The organism is Larkinella sp. C7 (assembly GCF_006149005.1).
Classification (GTDB): domain Bacteria; phylum Bacteroidota; class Bacteroidia; order Cytophagales; family Spirosomataceae; genus Larkinella.
Genome location: NZ_VBSL01000003.1, coordinates 514,692 through 530,208, shown reverse-complemented (window position 1 = coordinate 530,208; position 15,517 = coordinate 514,692). Strand labels below are relative to the sequence as shown.

Sequence of the window (15,517 nt, the reverse complement as noted above, 5' to 3'; positions counted from 1 at the left end):
TTTATTTCATACAACATCAAAGTAAAACCTAATTTAAACCTACTGAATCGGAGCTATATAAATCCGTCGATGCAAAGATTGCCTCCCTTCCTGCTGCCCGTCCACATTTTTTGAATAATTTGCCAGGCGTTGGCTCTATCCGAAACCGGATACCAGCATCCGGTCCGGCTGGCTTCGTCCGACAAAGACCTGCCGGTTTTCCATTTATTCATTCTACAACCTAGTCCGAATTCTGTATGAAAAAAGTTTTGCGCGTGATGACAAAGTTCCTCATGATGGGGTGTGTGGCGATTAGTTCCTGCCAGGGTCTCGAAGGACCCGAGGGACCGCAGGGGCCGCAAGGGGTAGCCGGAGCAACCGGCCCGAAAGGCGATAAGGGAGACACGGGAGCAAAAGGGGCAGACGGCAGTTCGAACGTGCAACAGATCAATTATACCGCCCGCAACCATGAAGGAATGACCGATTTACTGTTGCCGTTGCCCCAGGCCATCAACCGGGACATTGTTGACCGGAGCGTGTTTTATGTCTACGTCAAACAATCGGTTCCGAAAGCCAACAACGAAGAAGACTCCTTCTGGTTTTCCATTCCGGGCGAAACCATCAAAGGCAATGCCTATACGCATTTTGTTTTTCCCGGCAATAGCCAGACACTGGCTGCGGTTTTTCTGCGTCGAACCTCCGACTTCCAGACCGGGAACGAGCACTTTGAAGCTATTCGCGTGGTGATTGTGACGGCCGACAAACAGAGCAACGGCCGAAAAGCCGCCATCGATTACACCAATTACGAAGAAGTCCGGAAAGCGTACGATTTGCCGGAGTGAAAGGGTGGTAGTCGGTAATTACCCCAACTCCGCCAGCAAATCATCCGGCAGCAGGGGCAGGTACGGCGTCAGGGGTTCGGTGGAGGTGAAAGCCGACAAGCGGAGCAGCCGACTGCCCGCAGCATCGTATTGTAACTCGACGTAAAACAAATCCAGGGCGTAGAGGAGGTAGATATTCGTTTCCTCGTAGCGATTGGCCAGCACCGAACCCCGGAACCACAATTGTTCCTGCTGGTGTCCGTGGGGGAGTCTCAGAAAATCTTCTAGCTTCATCAAGGTCAATTGCACGTTGGGCTAAATATCTGTATTTTTCTCGCCTATACAAGTCTTTTGTCAAAAAAACCGTTCCTAAACCTCTTTTTATGCGATTCAAATTTCGTTACGCAGCCGCGATCGGATGTCTCCTGATGGCGCTGCAAACCTGGGCCGATGTCCATTTGCCCAAGATTTTCGGTTCTCATATGGTGTTGCAGCGCCGGAAACCCGTCCCGGTTTGGGGCTGGTCCGACCCGAACGAGAAGATAACGGTCCAGTTCAATAATCAGACCAAAACTACGAAGGCCGACAAATCCGGAAAATGGATGGTCCGGCTGGACCCAACCGAAGCCGGTGGCCCTTTCGCCCTGTCGGTGGCCGGGAAAAAGAATACCGTGGCCTTCGACGACGTGCTGGTGGGCGAAGTCTGGATTTGCTCGGGGCAGTCGAACATGGAATGGGTGGTCAAATCTTCGACCAATGCCGCCCAGGAAATTCAGGAAGCCAACTATCCGCTCATCCGCCATTTCAAGGTGCCGCACGACCTGAGCCTGTCGCCGAAAGACGATGTGCTGGGTGGAACCTGGCAACCTGCCACGCCCGAAACCGTCGGTAATTTTACGGCGGTCGGTTACTTTTTCGCCCGCGAATTGCTGAAAGAACTCAACAACGTACCCATCGGTTTGCTCAACACCTCCTGGGGCGGCACCCAGTCCGAGTCGTGGACCAGCCGGGAAGCGATGGACAGTTTCGAGGAGTTCAAACCCGTTGTCGCCACCATGCCGAAGACGCTCGAAGAGTTTGCCAGCAAACGGCTGGAGCAGTTGCAGAATCAGGTCAAGTCGGCACAGGGTGATTTGCCCGGTGCGGCCGACGTTCAGCAGTGGTCGGGAGCGGATTTCAACGATGCCAACTGGCAGACGCTGCGGTTACCCGACCTGTTCGACCGGAAAGCCCTTCCCGGTTTCGACGGTGTGGTGTGGTTCCGGCGCGAAATGACCGTTCCGGCCGAACTGGCAGGCAAAGAAATGACCTTGACGCTGGGACCGGTTTTCGATGCCGATGAAACCTACCTCAACGGTGTCAAAGTGGGAACTACGACGCAGACGGGTCAGGCCCGAACGTATACCGTTCCGGGCGGCACGTTAAAACCGGGTCGGAACGTCATCGCTGTTCGCGTGGACGACCAGAACGGAACGGGCGGTTTTACGGCCAAAGAAGACCAGTTTAAACTGTCGGGCAATGGACAGGAAATTTCACTGGTCGGCGACTGGAAATACCGCATTGCCGATTACAACCGGAATCCGGCACTGGTGAACCCGAACATGACCGGCACGATTTTGTACAACGCCATGATTCACCCGCTGATTCCCTACGCCATCCAGGGCGCGATCTGGTACCAGGGCGAGTCGAACGCCGGGCGGGCTTACCAGTACCGCAAGACCTTTCCGCTCATGATTACCGACTGGCGAACCCGCTGGGGCCAGGGCGATTTCCCGTTTCTGTTCGTGCAACTCGCCAGTTTCAACGCGGCCAACGGTACCAGTGCCACCGGCAGCACCTGGGGTGAACTCCGTGAAGCCCAAACCATGACGCTGGCTCTGCCCAACACCGGCATGGCCGTGACCTCCGACATTGGCGAGAGCAAGGACATTCACCCAAAAAACAAACAGGACGTGGGCAAACGACTGGCCCTGAATGCCTTAAAAACCGTTTACGGTCAGAACCGCGTGTATTCGGGACCGGTTTTCAAAGCGATGGAAGTAACCGGCAACAAAGCCGTGCTGACGTTCGACCACGTGGGCGGAGGGCTGCAATCGTCCGACAAATACGGGTATCTGAAAGGGTTTGAAGTGGCCGGAGCCGACCAGAAGTTTCACTGGGCCAAAGCCGAAATTCAGGGCGACAAAGTCATCGTGTTCTCCAGCGAAGTCGCAACGCCCGTTTCGGTGCATTACGGCTGGGCCGACGACAATGGCGAAGTCAATCTCTACAACAAAGAGGGGCTTCCGGCGGTGCCGTTCCGAACCGATACCTGGCCGGGAAAAACGGAAGCCGGACGGTTTAAGTAAGGATTGGTTTAGGGAGTCTGTCGCCAGTTGGGCAACTCATCGCGGGTGATGACGTCTTTGTCGGTATAGACCGCCTTGAGTTGTTCCACCGGTTGTTTTTTGATGAAATCGACACCAGTCCAGACGGAAAACCACGACCACCAGGTGCCCAAACTCCGGATCTGATCCGGGTTCGGCAGATTGCCGGTTTCGGACAAAGTGACCAGTTTTTTGCCGGAAAAAGCCCCCTGCGCATGGGTCCAGTTGCCACTCAGCGACGCCGTTGGGTCGGTGTAAATATCGAGCCCGACCACATCGACGTACGAATCGCCGGGATACCAGTCCGGGTGGATCGAGTCGGTGGCGGTATACACCCAGATCAGGTTGTGCAACTGGTGATGGTTCGTCAGTCGGTCATGCAGCAGCCGCCACAGTTCCTTGAATGGCCCGGCACCCCTGGCTCCCCACCAGAACCAGCCGCCGGATGCTTCGTGCAGTGGTCGCCACAACACGGGAATGTCGGCGGTCTGAAACTTTTTGAGTTCACCGGCAATCGCGTCGATGTCCCGGATCAAAAGCTGGTACCGTTCGCCCTGCGGATCGGCCAGGGTGGCCGCCAGATCAAAGGTTGTCGCCCGGGTGTAAAAACCGCTCCACCAGAGCTTATCGGGCGCCTGATCGATCAAATCGGCGGGGGCGTTCCAGTGCCAGAGCAGGCTGATGATGCCGTGCCCCTCCCCTTTCCGCGCCCAGGCCAGGCACGCTTCGCTGGACCGCTGGGGAGTGGCTCCGTGCAGAACCCGGCTCGGCGAATAGTCCATCAGGTCGAAGGAACCGATGGCCGGTTCCTTGCCGGTTTTTTCCAGAATATACTCGACATCGTCCTGCTGCCCCGCAATCACTTTGCTGCCATACTGATCGACCAGATACGAAAACAAGGCTTTGGTTGAAGCCGTCGCCTGCGGATCAACAAGGGTTTTGGACGGTTTCAACGGCAATCCGACGGTCGTCGGTGTCAGTTGCAGGTAATCGATACTGAAATACCCCCAGCCCCGGAAAATAGTTACGGTGTTTCGCCCTTCGCGCACCTGGAATTTACCGGTTTTTGCCAGACCAAAACCGCCATTCTGCGTGAGCGTATTGCTGGCCTTTTCGTCATTTACCTGGAAATCAACCGCTTTATCACCGGAAGGCGCTGAATACCCGATGGACAATTCATACATGCCCGCCGTGGCATTAAACATCAGTGTTAGTTTATCAGTGGCATCATCGAAACCGGTTACGTAGCCGGTTCCCGAAAAACCGGGTAGCGATTTGGCAATTTCCACCCCGGACAGTTGGCCGGATTCCGCTTCGATCTGAATGATTTTCGGCGCAGTTTGGACAGGGACAGGCTCCGGTTTAGACGCCGGGGCACAGCCTAACAAACCGATTAGTAAAAGTGATAGCATCCGTTTGCGTAAACTCAGCATGAGGCAATAACGTAGAGTTCGGCGGGTTATAACATGGTTCATCCCTCCGGGATTTTTGGATTCAATAAATCCGGGAGGGATGAACCCTATTGTAGCCCCCGGTTGAAACCGGGGGTTAGATGAATGAGGTGTTTCTAAAATCCCGTAGGGACGGCCGATAGAATACCCAGAAACTAGTAAGTACGTTATTTAATCAGCATCAGGTCATCGAAATAGAAGGTTTCATCCTTCGCATCCGGCCCCTGAATCCGAAAACCGACCTGCGTCAGCTTCTTGCCCGCCGACCAGAAATCCACATCCGAGAGTTTGATTTTGAAATACGTCCAGACCCCGGCTTTCACGTCGATCTTGTTTTTGTCGTCAAAACCGCCAAAACCGGCTTTGCTGGCGTCGGTAGTCAGGTAGAGCGAATAGTCGGCGGAAGCGCCTTTGATCCAGCCTGAGACGTAGGTATAATCGGCGGAATAGGAAATGGCCGAAGCCGACCAGTTGGCAAAGGCGATCAGGTGCCAGTTGCCTTTCTGGAAGTTTTTGCCAACCGACGCCGTGCCTGATTTAAATTCTTTGGTCGAAACCGCCCCCGCATCTCCCCAGGAACCGTCCTGAAAACCAGCCCCGTAGGCATCTCCAAAAATCATATACGCCTTGTCCACATTGACCAGTTCCTGGGTCGTTCGCAACAGGCCCGTGCTGTTGGTAATATCCAGCGTGGCCCGGTTCACCGTCGTTGCCGGCATTTTAACGACCAGCTTCTTTTTTTCCTTCGAAACGATGGTAGCCGCATCCGGCGTACCAGTCAATTTAACCGAGGTAACATCGTCCAGGTTGTTGCCCGTAATCGTAATTTCCGAGTCCCTGGTAAAGTTATAATTGGAAACTTCCGATACCGTCGGATAGGCCAGCACCCGGAACGGCACCGAAACCGTCCGGCCTTCGCTGTTCGTGAAAATAACGTTCTGTACGCCACCCACCACTTCGTCCGGCACCCGGAAAATGAGTGCCTGGTCGGTGTTTAGGGTGGGCTGAAAACCGGCGGGAACGTTGTCTTTTTCAAACACAATACTCCGCAAATCGCCCAAGCCGGAACCGGTCAGCGTGATGACCGTTCCGCCAGCCGCCGAGTCGGGGGCCAGTTTGGTGGCAACGGGATTTCCCGCCGTATACTGCGGTCGGCCGTCGGTATCTTCTTCGCAGGCGGTCATCGTGAGGCCCGTCAACAGGGTCACGAACGACAGGCCCGCCAGGTGTTTAAATCGATTGAATGTCATTGGAAATGGTTACGTTTAGAAGATAGATGATAGATGTGAGACAAGAGACTATTGACTTTCCTCTCTTGTCTCACATCTCACATCTCTTGTCTAGTTATAATAAGGTACCGGATCTTTACCCAACTCGGGGTCCTGAACAATCTCACCAGCCGGAATCGGCAGGTACATCTTGTCTTCGGTAAAGGTGGTGATGTAACTGGCACCGGTTACCGTTCCACGGTTTTGCTTTTCGATCATCGCTTTCGCTTTGGCAAAACCCTGGCGTTGAATGTCATACCAGTAGTCGCCCTCGAAGGCAAACTCAACCCGGCGTTCGTGCAGGATCTGGTCCAGCGTCAGCGACGTCCGGGGCGACAGACCCGCCCGCGTCCGAACGGCATTCACGGCCTGCAAGGCTTTGGCATCGGAGGTGGAAGCTGCTCCAGCCAGCGTGGCTTCGGCATAAATCAGCAGAATGTCGGCGTAGCGCAACAGCACCACGTTATTGCCCGAATTCTGGCCCAAAACCGGCTCACCACCGAAACTTTTTCCGGGACCGGCAAAGTATTTAACGATGTTGGAACGGGTCGGGCTCAGACTTCCGCCGTCTGCTGCGGGCTGGATCGTGTCGTATTTGAACCCATTGGCCATGAATTCATTGTATTTTGGGGCGTTGACGCGCTGCGGTTTCCAGTTGGGATTGGTCCAGCCGTGTTCCATCACCGACCATTTCCGGCGCAGATCACCAAACTCATATTCTTTTAGCAAGTCCAGTGACGGAATGTACATCTCCCAGGCATCGGCTTCGGCCGTCCGCAGAGCGCTGGCACCACGATCCGGATTTTTCAGGTTGCCGGTTCCCCAGGGGTCCTGGGCCAACTGGTGCTGAATCGAGAATAGGGCTTCCGGGTTGTTGTTCATGCTCATTTTGGTGAACATGCCCGTGTAATCGCTCACCAGGCTGTATTTCCCGGAATTGATCACCTCCTCGGCCTTCGTTTTGGCATTTGCGTAGTCTTTGTTGTACAGATACAACTTGGCCATCATGCCTTTGGCGACATTTTTCGTCAGCCGACCGGGCACGTCGGATTCGGGCAAACCGGCTTCGGCCAGTTGCAGTTCTTCCAGCGCAAACCGCAGCACATCTTTCTGCAAATACCGGGGAATGTTGAAATTACCCGACAGGGCCGTGGCACCCGGATCGGTAATGATCGGCGCAGCACCCCAGGTCCGGGCGATGTAGAAATACAGTGTTCCGCGAATAAAATGGCATTCCGCAATGGCCGGATCGAGGTAGGAAGCCCCACCTCCGGCGGCTTTTTTCTCCTCGAACGTCTTGATCATCACGTTGGAATACCCAATGATTTTATAAAACGCACCCCAGGCGGCACCAATTCGCTCGGAGGCTGAGGAAACCGTGAAGTTCAGGTACTCGACGTCGGTGTAGGTAAACATATTACCGGACATCACATCGCCGATGGCATCCTGCGCCCGGCTTTCGTAATTCCGCCAGGGCAAACCACTGTAGAGCGTGCTGGTTGCGGCCCGCACTTCTTCCGCATTGTTGTAATAATTTCCGGTGGTCGTCCCCGAGAGCGAAGGCCGCTCGATAAAGTCCTCCTTGCAGGAAGCCAGGAGCATCGCCGAAATGGCCAGGGCGTATATGGATTTTCGTTTCATGACTTTTTCTATTGAGTGGTTGAGCGAATTAGCGATTGAGTGAAAAGTGCATAAACCATGTTTCATTCGCTCAATCACGAATGCGCTCAATGATTTAGAATTGTACATTCGCACCGATCGTAAACGTCCGGGGGTTCGGGTAGTGGCCCATATCTACGTTCATGAGCTTGATGCTGTTGTTGAACGAGCCGATTTCGGGGTCGTAACCGGAGTAATTCGTGAACGTTTTGAGGTTCTGGATCGACCCGTAAATCCGCAGGTTCGTCATTTTCACCTTGCTCAACAGCGTTCTCGGAAGCCGGTAACCCAGTGTGATGTTCTGAATCCGCCAGTACGACGCATCTTCCACATAGCGATCCGACATGGCCGTGTTGTTCTTGTTGGTGACCGTAAACCGGGGCAGTGCGCCGTCGGTGTTGGTTTCGGTATAGCGGTCCGTTACGGTTCGCATCTGGTTCGACCACGCATTGTTCAGCCCTTCCAATTGCCAGCGAAGGAAGTTATACGCTTTGGCACCCTGGCTTCCCTGGAGGAACAGCGAGAAGTCAAAATCGCCGTAGTTGAGCGAGTTGGTCAAACCCCAGGTGAATTTCGGGAGCGGACTGCCGATAAAGGTGTAATCCTGCGCGTCGATTTTGCCGTCGCCGTTGATGTCCTTGTAGCGAATGTCGCCCAGCCAGGTTTCGTTCTGGTTCACCTTGTAGCCAAACTGCGGCAGGCTCTTGTCCAGATCTTCCTGCGTGCGGAACAGCCCATCCGTCACCAGCCCCCAGAACGAACCCACCGGATTGCCAGGCGTCGTGTGCGTGATCAGGTAGTTGTTGTAGTACACTTTTCCATCCAGCGCCGAAGCCGCACTGGCCGCCCGGTCGTAGGTGTTATTGAATTGCGTGAACACCAGGTTGGTTTTCCAGGTAAAGTCGCCTTTCTTGATGTTCGTGGTCGTAATCCCGATGTCGATCCCGGTGTTGGTCATCTGCCCCGCATTGCCCAACGGCGCTTTCAGGTCGTCCCACTGGTCGCCCACGCCAATCAGGTTGGGGCCGGTCAGGAAGATGATCATGTCGGACGTCACTTTTTTATAGACGTCGATGGTCGCGTCGATCCGGCCGTTCAGGAAACCGAGGTCAACCCCAACGTTGGTGGTTTTGACAGATTCCCATTTCAGGTTCGGGTTCGGAATCCCGTTGATCATGTTCGAGGAACCGAAGCCCACCGGACCGGAGAAGAACTGTACCGCTCCTACATACGCCGGATTGGGCGCTCCACTCGGGAAATTCTGGTTTCCCACAGTTCCGTAACCGGCTCGCACTTTCATGAAATTCAGCACGTTAGCCACGTTTCCTTTCATGAATTTCTCGTTCGAAACCGTCCAGCCTGCCGACACCCCCGGAAAATTCCCCCAGCGGTTGTTCGGGCCGAAGTTGGACGAACCGTCGGCGCGGAAACTGGCCGACAGCGAATACCGGTCGTCGTAGGTATAGTTGGCGCGGGCAAACCAGGATTCCATTGCCCAGTGGCCTTTGCCACCGCTCAGGCCCCAGGTCGTCTGGTCGGCACTGCCGGTGTTGAGGTCAAAAATGTTGGCCTGCAAATCCACTTTCGTGCCCGACATCGACTGGTAATACGACGATTGCGCCTGATGTCCCACGGTAGCCTGAATCCCGTGTTTGCCGATGTACTTGTTATAATTCAGGTAGTTGGTGATCGAATAGTAGTAGCTATCCGAGCGCGAATCGATCAGTTTGCTCCGAAACGATGTGCCGCCCACATTCCCGGCTTTCTGAAAAGCAACGTTGTTGTCCTGACCCAGAGAATACGAAAGTTCGTTCCGCAAGGTCAGGTCTTTCATCAGTTGCAGTTCGGCATACAGACTCCCGAATACGTTGTTCGAGGTCTTGGTGTTACCCCGGTACTGGCTGTTTCCGACCAGATTGGAGTTGCTGTACTGCACACCGCCGACGGTTTGACCACCGCCCCACGAACCGTCCAGGTTTTTTACGGGAACCAGCGGGCTGGTCACCGCGCCCCACCAGATGGTGCCTTCAGCAGCATCGGCCAGTGATACATTCTGAATGCTGCGGGACACGTTGGCGCTCAGGCCCACTTTGGCCCAGCTTTTCAACTGCGTGTCGAGGCTAAACCGGCTCGAATACCGTTTGAAATCCGAACCCAGCAGAATCCCCTTGTTGTCGAAGTAGTTGAGTGACAGGTAGTACGTTGTTTTCTCGCGTCCGCCCGAAAAACTCAACTGCTGGTTGTTGATCGTTCCGCGCTGGAACATGGCGTCCTGCCAGTCAGTGCCTCTGCCTAGCAAATCCGGGTTTCTGAACTCGTCCGAAACCGGGTTTCCGATGATCGGCAGCACTTCATTCTGATAACGGGCAAAATCCCGCAAATCCATCAGGTCCAGCCGCCGGGCCACTTCCGAAACACCGGTGTACATCTCATAATTGATCTTGCCTTCGCCCGACTTGCCTTTTTTGGTGGTCACCAGAATCACGCCGTTGGCGGCCTGAGAACCGTAAATGGCCTGCGCCGACGCATCTTTCAGGACGTCGATGCTCTCAATATCGTTGGGATTCAGCATCGCCATAACGCTGTTCCCGGTTTGTCCATCGCCCCCGCCCAAACCGGCGTAGCCCGTGCTGTTCGATGTGTTCCCCCCGACAAACGGTACACCGTCGATCACGAACAGGGGGTCGTTGCTGTTGATGGACGTTACCCCGCGTACTTTCACCGAAACGCCACCGCCCGGTTGGCCGCCGTTGCTGGTTACCGTTACCCCGGCTGCTTTGCCTTGTAGTAACTGGTCGATCCCGGCCGCCGGAATGTCTTTCAGCTCGGTGGCTTTGATGGTCGTAATGGACGAGGTAACGTCGGAGCGTTTGGCCGTTCCGTAGCCGATCACCACCACTTCATCCAGCGACTGGTCGTTGGCGAGCAGCGTAATGGTCAGGTTGGTCCGGTTGCCGATCGTTACTTCCTGCGTTTTCATGCCGATGAACGAGATCACGAGCACGTTGGCACCCGCCGGGGTGTTGATCGTAAACCGCCCTTCGGCGTCCGTCGTGGTGCCCTGCGTGGTGCCTTTAACAGACACCGTTGCGCCGGGAAGCGTATTGCCTTTGTCGTCGGAAACCACCCCTTTGATGAGGGCGTTGACATCGGATTTTCCGACGGTTGCATTCTTCAGTGATGCCATCACCACCCGGTTTTTCGCCGGTTCGGCAACGGTACTGATTCGGGTCTGTGCGTGAACTGATGTCCAGTAGCTCAAGACCAAAACCCCCGAAAGCACATGTTTTATCATAGTAAGTAAAATAAAGGGACAAAAAAGCAGCACCTCTCCAAAAAGCTGAGCTTGAGAGTAGTGCGTATTCAATCGGATAAAAGTGAAAATTCAGACCCTTGGCAACTCGGGTGCCCGGTCAGTCAAGTGAAGTTAGTTCGGCATGACCTACAAAATAAAAAGGATGGGTTTAGGTATACTTATCAGACTATAAAACCGCCAGTGTGTTCCTCACCAGTTTCTGCATCGGCAGCGAAATCATGACCGAGGTTCCCTTTCCGGGTTCGCTTTGCCACATCACCTGACCGCCGAGGTACGCAATCCGGGATTTGATATTTGCAATGCCATTGCCTTTCGACGGATTGTTTTCAAAATCGCCACCCCGTCCGTCATCGTCCACACTAATGAGAACCGCTTCATCATTGGTCATCACCTGTACGGTAATCGTCTCGGCTTCAGCGTGTTTCAAGGCGTTGTTCAGCAATTCCTGCACGACCCGGTAAATCATCACCGAAGCTTCGTCGCCCAGATCGGGTACTTCGCCGTAATGTTCCAGTGTCAGCGCGGTTTCGTTCACCAGATTTAACTTCTGCACCAGGTCTTCGAGGGCCGGGATCAGGCCAAAATTCGAGAGCGCATACGGCCGCAAATCACTGGAAATCAATCGCGTTTCCGTGCAGGCTTCGTCCAGAAACTGGTTCAGTGGTTCCTTCACCGACCGGGGCAACAGTTCCTGATGAGCCTCCACAAAGAGTTTGATTCGCGAGAGCTGAATGCCCAGTCCGTCGTGCAAATCCCGCGCAATCCGGCTCCGTTCGCCCTCCTGCCCCTCGATCATGGCCTGCAACGACTTCAGTTCCAGATCCCGGATCTGTTGCTGCGCAATAACGGTCTGCTGGTGCGAAATCAGTTTCTGCTGACGTCGCAGAAACACCAGAGCACCCACCCCCAGCACACTGATTAATAACCCGCCAGCCAACATCGAATTCAGGATGTGCTGGTGTCGGCTTTGCTCCTCAACCAACTGTTTTTCAACCGCCAGTGTCTTCACCTGACTGTCCAGTTCCTGCAACCGGATGCTTTTGGTCTGCTCGGAATAGTAGAACTGGTTCGTAAAATCCAGCGTCTTCAACGACGACCGATAGGCATTTTTGAAGTCGCCCTGGTGCGAATAACTATCGGCGGCATGCCGGGACAATTCCCGCAGCATGGACACGTTTTTCTCCGACTCGGCCAATTTGTAACTCTTCTGATAGGTAGCAATGGCGGCTTCCGGGCGGTTTTTGAATTGCTCGACCAACCCCAGATAAAAGTAGTTCAGGGCAATCATCCAATTGGTCTTCAACTGCCGGGCCATCTCCAGACTCCGGATGGCGAAGTACTGCGCCGAGTCCGGCTCTTTGTTCCGCAAATAGCTGTTGGCCAGCAGATTCATGGCAAAAGCCCGTGAATAATCCTGCTTGTATTGGGCACTCATCCGCTCGGTTTCCCGCAATTCGGTGATCAATTTCTTGGGAATCAACTCGTTTTTCTGCGCCAGATTCGCAAACGCCAGGCGGCATTCGATGATCTTCGGGTGGTTTTGTTGCCGCTTGAAATACTGCAGTGCTTTTCCCAGATACTGCTCCGCGTAGGGCTGCATAAACAGATCCTGCGAATAGTAGTCGCCAATGGCAATGTGGACGTTGTAATACCCCAGCGAATCGCCCTGCAGGTGGTAGTATTTCATCCCGTTGAAATTGGCATCAAGTGTATACTTGTTGTAACCGTATTGCTGGTGGTAGAGCCATCCCAACTCTTCATAGGATTTGGCGGCTTTTCCGTACTGCTTCTCCTGCACCCATTGCCGGATCTGGTCTTTCAGGCTGACAATGGCCGAAGAATCCGATTGCGCCTGTACGTTCTGTCCCAGGCCCAGAAGCCCCAGGAGCAACACCGCACCCAGGCATCGTTGTCGGACTAGCTTACGCACCAGAAAGACCATTGTTGAGTTTGTTAAATTCTATAAAACAGATGAATTGCTCCCTTTATTGTCAGTAAATCTCAAACCGTCTGTCAATCAATACACTGCATTTCCATGGCGGTTTTGATCAGCAAGGCGGTATTGGGAACGCTGAATTTCATGAGCAGACTGCTGCGGTGAAATTCGATGGCTTTGACACTGACGAACAGTTGCGTGGCCATTTGCTGCGTCGTCAACCCCTGGGAAATGAGCGTCAGTACTTCCGATTCGCGGGGCGTCAGGTTGGGTTTCAGGCCCGTTCCGCTGCCCGATTTACGGTTTCGGGGCTCGTCATGCAGCAGAATATTCGTAATAATTTCGTTGAAATACGGTTTTTCGCGGTGAACCGTCCGAATCGCCTGTAACAGCTCAGCCTTGGTCGTATTTTTCAGTAAATACCCTTTTGCCCCTTTTTTCACTACGCGCTTGATCAGACTGGCGTCGTCGTGCATCGTCAGGGCGATCACTTTCGTGGCCGGAAACGTACGCGTGATGTGTTCGCAAAGGGCCAGCCCATCTTCCACCTGCGGAAAGGAAATATCCAGCAAAATGACGTCGATCGGCGCATGATTCAACTGTTCTATCACCGACGACACATCAAAGCAGCGCGCCGTCACTTCAATTTCCGAAGACCCCGAAATCAGCGACTCAATCCCTTCAACAAACACATTGTGGTCATCGGCAATCAGTACTCGTATCATCAATTCGTATGCGTTAACCCGGATGGGCACTCGATGTCTCCGTTGGGGAGTAAACCGGCTGTCGGTGTAACAACGGAACCACATTTTTAATTTAACCCTTTACTGTTTCGATTGTACGAAACGGATAAATTGAATATTGTTTAGCAAAAATAGGACAAAGGAGGTAGGTTATAAAATAGGGGAAACCCCCGTTTTTAGAAAATTAGGGAAAACCCTAGTAAACTGCTTCGAATCTGCTTTCAAGCTATGGCCTCATTTCAGCCTGTTATCAATAAATCGCCACTAGTTACAAGTTACGGTTTCACTATCGTTTCAAAACCCGCCAAGTTTGTATCGGCCAAACAGAAAAGCCGCCGGGGACGCTGAAAACCGAACAGAGTAGGCACACCATCACACCATAATTTACGATCATGAAAAAGCAAATTGCCAAATTGACACTGAAAACCGATCAGATCATTGCCTTATCCAAAACGCAGGCTTCTAACGTCATGGGCGGCCGGCCGAAAGACAAAACGATTGGCGGATGCACCACGGCGGGGTATTGCCCAACGGAACTGTAATCCCTCCGCACACGCTTCCAGGAAGCAAAACCAATACCTACCAATCTCCGGACTCAGCAGCCTTTCTAACCCAGGGCTGTTGAGTCTTCTTTTCTTTGATAAACCCGGCCTGCGGCCTTCGCTTGTCTTTCAACTCCTTGTTATTATGAAATTGGGTCTTCTTGAATTCGGAACCGGATGCGTCAGTCCGATGGATATGGTTGAAAATGTACTGGACTATGCGCAGCAGGCCGAAGAACTGGGCTACACCCGGTTTTGGCTGGGCGAGCATTACGGCACCCCGACGGCCTATCACAACCCCGAAGTGCTGCTGCCGATCATCGCCGGCCTGACGGATCGCATCAAAGTTGGCGTGGCGGGGCTGCTGATGGCGTTCCACAATCCGTACCGCGTGGCGGCTTCGTTCAAGGTCCTCAACAACCTGTTTCCCAACCGCATCGACCTGGGTGTGGCCGGCGGAGGGCTTCCTCCCGAAATCGGGATGCTTCTGGCTCCGGATCTTGATTTGTCCAGTTCTGCCCCTAAAGTGGAACGGTTTGTCGGGAACTGCCGGGCCTTGTACGACTATCTCTATGCGGAGGAAAACGCCAGCCTGATTGCGCCCGTCGGCGGGTATCTGCCCACCTACTGGTCGCTGAGCGCGGGCCTGAAAAACCCGGCGGTTCTGGCCAGCCAGCCGACGTCTCTTTGCAAGTCCCTGTTTCATACCGAAATCACGGATCACAAACGGGATGCGGAGAAAATTCAGGAATACCGGGCATTTTTTTACGAAAAACACGGCCGGAAGCCGGAAATCAATCTTGCCGTGGCCGGTGTCTGCGCCGAAACGGGAGCGAAAGCCCGCCAGATCCGGGAAGCCCTGGAACGCCCGGTCAGCATTCACAATGAATTGATTGGCTCACCGGCTTACATCCTGGATGAAGTGGCGAGGTTGCAGGAAATCTACGGCGTGGAGGAATTCATTTTCCTGAACCTGGCGGAAAAAACCGGTCATAAAAAGGATGGAATCGAAAGACTGGCCCAGGCCCTGCCGCAGTATGCTGAGGCAGCCAGCAACGTTTTTGCCATTTCCTACTAGTTATCAATAAATCCCGACCAGTTACAAGTTCCGATTTCACAATCGTTTCAAAACCCGCCAAGTTTGCATCGGCCAAACCAAAAAAGCCGCCGGGGACGCTGAAAACCGCAACAGAGTAGGCACATCAATCACACCAGTTCAAAACAACAAATCATGAAAAAGCAAGTTTCAAAAATCACGTTGAAGACCGACAAAATCATCTCTCTGTCGAAAAACCAGGCCCTGAATGTCATCGGTGGTCGCTCACACCAAACCGCTTCGGCTTGTACCAGCAAAATTTGCGAACCGTAAGCAAAACCGGCTTGCGATACGCCAGATTGGAGAATAGATCCGATTCTTCTTTCACAAGTTGAATCGT

The 15,517-nt window shown here is 53.7% G+C and carries 12 protein-coding genes; 5 read left to right on the top strand and 7 right to left on the bottom strand.

Annotation, left to right across the window (positions count from 1 at the left end; translation table 11 throughout):
- Positions 1-236: 236 nt before the first annotated feature.
- On the top strand, positions 237-821 hold the full coding sequence (locus tag FH871_RS34075; RefSeq protein WP_138991359.1) for a collagen-like protein: 585 nt from the start codon (positions 237-239) through the stop codon (positions 819-821).
- Positions 822-839: 18 nt separating this feature from the next.
- On the opposite strand, the gene FH871_RS10355 is transcribed toward FH871_RS34075, so the two are convergent.
- The gene (locus tag FH871_RS10355; RefSeq protein ID WP_114410123.1) at positions 840-1,094 is read right to left on the bottom strand and encodes a hypothetical protein; all 255 of its coding nucleotides are present in this window, start codon (positions 1,092-1,094) and stop codon (positions 840-842) included.
- A gap of 89 nt (positions 1,095-1,183) precedes the next feature.
- Between FH871_RS10355 and FH871_RS10350 the strand changes: the two genes are divergently transcribed.
- Positions 1,184-3,148 (top strand): sialate O-acetylesterase, encoded by a 1,965-nt coding sequence (locus tag FH871_RS10350; RefSeq protein ID WP_138991358.1) that lies wholly within the window; start codon positions 1,184-1,186, stop codon positions 3,146-3,148.
- Positions 3,149-3,156: 8 nt separating this feature from the next.
- Here FH871_RS10350 and FH871_RS10345 read toward each other — a convergent pair whose 3' ends face one another.
- The 6 genes from FH871_RS10345 to FH871_RS10320 all read right to left on the bottom strand — a co-directional run bounded on the left by FH871_RS10345 (position 3,157) and on the right by FH871_RS10320 (position 13,521).
- The gene (locus FH871_RS10345; RefSeq protein WP_229317186.1) at positions 3,157-4,599 is read right to left on the bottom strand and encodes a glycosyl hydrolase; all 1,443 of its coding nucleotides are present in this window, start codon (positions 4,597-4,599) and stop codon (positions 3,157-3,159) included.
- A 185-nt stretch (positions 4,600-4,784) separates the two neighbouring features.
- Positions 4,785-5,867, bottom strand: coding sequence for an IPT/TIG domain-containing protein (locus tag FH871_RS10340; protein WP_138991357.1), 1,083 nt, complete (start codon positions 5,865-5,867; stop codon positions 4,785-4,787).
- Between the two features lie 90 nt (positions 5,868-5,957).
- Entirely contained in the window at positions 5,958-7,526 is a 1,569-nt protein-coding gene (locus FH871_RS10335) for a RagB/SusD family nutrient uptake outer membrane protein (protein ID WP_138991356.1), read from the bottom strand.
- A 94-nt stretch (positions 7,527-7,620) separates the two neighbouring features.
- Positions 7,621-10,839: a TonB-dependent receptor gene (locus FH871_RS10330; protein ID WP_138991355.1), complete on the bottom strand. Its 3,219-nt coding sequence runs from the start codon at positions 10,837-10,839 to the stop codon at positions 7,621-7,623.
- Between the two features lie 187 nt (positions 10,840-11,026).
- Entirely contained in the window at positions 11,027-12,790 is a 1,764-nt protein-coding gene (locus tag FH871_RS10325; protein ID WP_229317185.1) for a sensor histidine kinase, read from the bottom strand.
- 83 nt (positions 12,791-12,873) lie between these two features.
- Positions 12,874-13,521: a response regulator transcription factor gene (locus FH871_RS10320; RefSeq protein ID WP_138991353.1), complete on the bottom strand. Its 648-nt coding sequence runs from the start codon at positions 13,519-13,521 to the stop codon at positions 12,874-12,876.
- Positions 13,522-13,931: 410 nt separating this feature from the next.
- Here FH871_RS10320 and FH871_RS33110 point away from each other — a divergent pair, with 410 nt between their 5' ends.
- The 3 genes from FH871_RS33110 to FH871_RS33105 all read left to right on the top strand — a co-directional run bounded on the left by FH871_RS33110 (position 13,932) and on the right by FH871_RS33105 (position 15,450).
- On the top strand, positions 13,932-14,081 hold the full coding sequence (locus FH871_RS33110) for a class I lanthipeptide (RefSeq protein ID WP_165841074.1): 150 nt from the start codon (positions 13,932-13,934) through the stop codon (positions 14,079-14,081).
- A 145-nt stretch (positions 14,082-14,226) separates the two neighbouring features.
- Positions 14,227-15,159: an LLM class flavin-dependent oxidoreductase gene (locus FH871_RS10315; protein WP_138991352.1), complete on the top strand. Its 933-nt coding sequence runs from the start codon at positions 14,227-14,229 to the stop codon at positions 15,157-15,159.
- Between the two features lie 153 nt (positions 15,160-15,312).
- On the top strand, positions 15,313-15,450 hold the full coding sequence (locus tag FH871_RS33105) for a class I lanthipeptide (protein ID WP_171062816.1): 138 nt from the start codon (positions 15,313-15,315) through the stop codon (positions 15,448-15,450).
- The last annotated feature ends 67 nt before the right edge of the window (positions 15,451-15,517 follow it).

Excerpts from the sequence above, each read along its gene's own strand:
- FH871_RS10335 (WP_138991356.1), bottom strand. The coding sequence starts at position 7,526 with ATGAAACGAAAATCCATATACGCCCTGGCCATTTCGGCGATGCTCCTG.
- FH871_RS10345 (WP_229317186.1), bottom strand. The coding sequence starts at position 4,599 with ATGCTGAGTTTACGCAAACGGATGCTATCACTTTTACTAATCGGTTTG.
- FH871_RS33110 (WP_165841074.1), top strand. The coding sequence starts at position 13,932 with ATGAAAAAGCAAATTGCCAAATTGACACTGAAAACCGATCAGATCATT.
- FH871_RS10340 (WP_138991357.1), bottom strand. The coding sequence starts at position 5,867 with ATGACATTCAATCGATTTAAACACCTGGCGGGCCTGTCGTTCGTGACC.
- FH871_RS10315 (WP_138991352.1), top strand. The coding sequence starts at position 14,227 with ATGAAATTGGGTCTTCTTGAATTCGGAACCGGATGCGTCAGTCCGATG.
- FH871_RS10330 (WP_138991355.1), bottom strand. The coding sequence starts at position 10,839 with ATGATAAAACATGTGCTTTCGGGGGTTTTGGTCTTGAGCTACTGGACA.
- FH871_RS10350 (WP_138991358.1), top strand. The coding sequence starts at position 1,184 with ATGCGATTCAAATTTCGTTACGCAGCCGCGATCGGATGTCTCCTGATG.
- FH871_RS10320 (WP_138991353.1), bottom strand. The coding sequence starts at position 13,521 with ATGATACGAGTACTGATTGCCGATGACCACAATGTGTTTGTTGAAGGG.
- FH871_RS34075 (WP_138991359.1), top strand. The coding sequence starts at position 237 with ATGAAAAAAGTTTTGCGCGTGATGACAAAGTTCCTCATGATGGGGTGT.
- FH871_RS10355 (WP_114410123.1), bottom strand. The coding sequence starts at position 1,094 with ATGAAGCTAGAAGATTTTCTGAGACTCCCCCACGGACACCAGCAGGAA.
- FH871_RS33105 (WP_171062816.1), top strand. The coding sequence starts at position 15,313 with ATGAAAAAGCAAGTTTCAAAAATCACGTTGAAGACCGACAAAATCATC.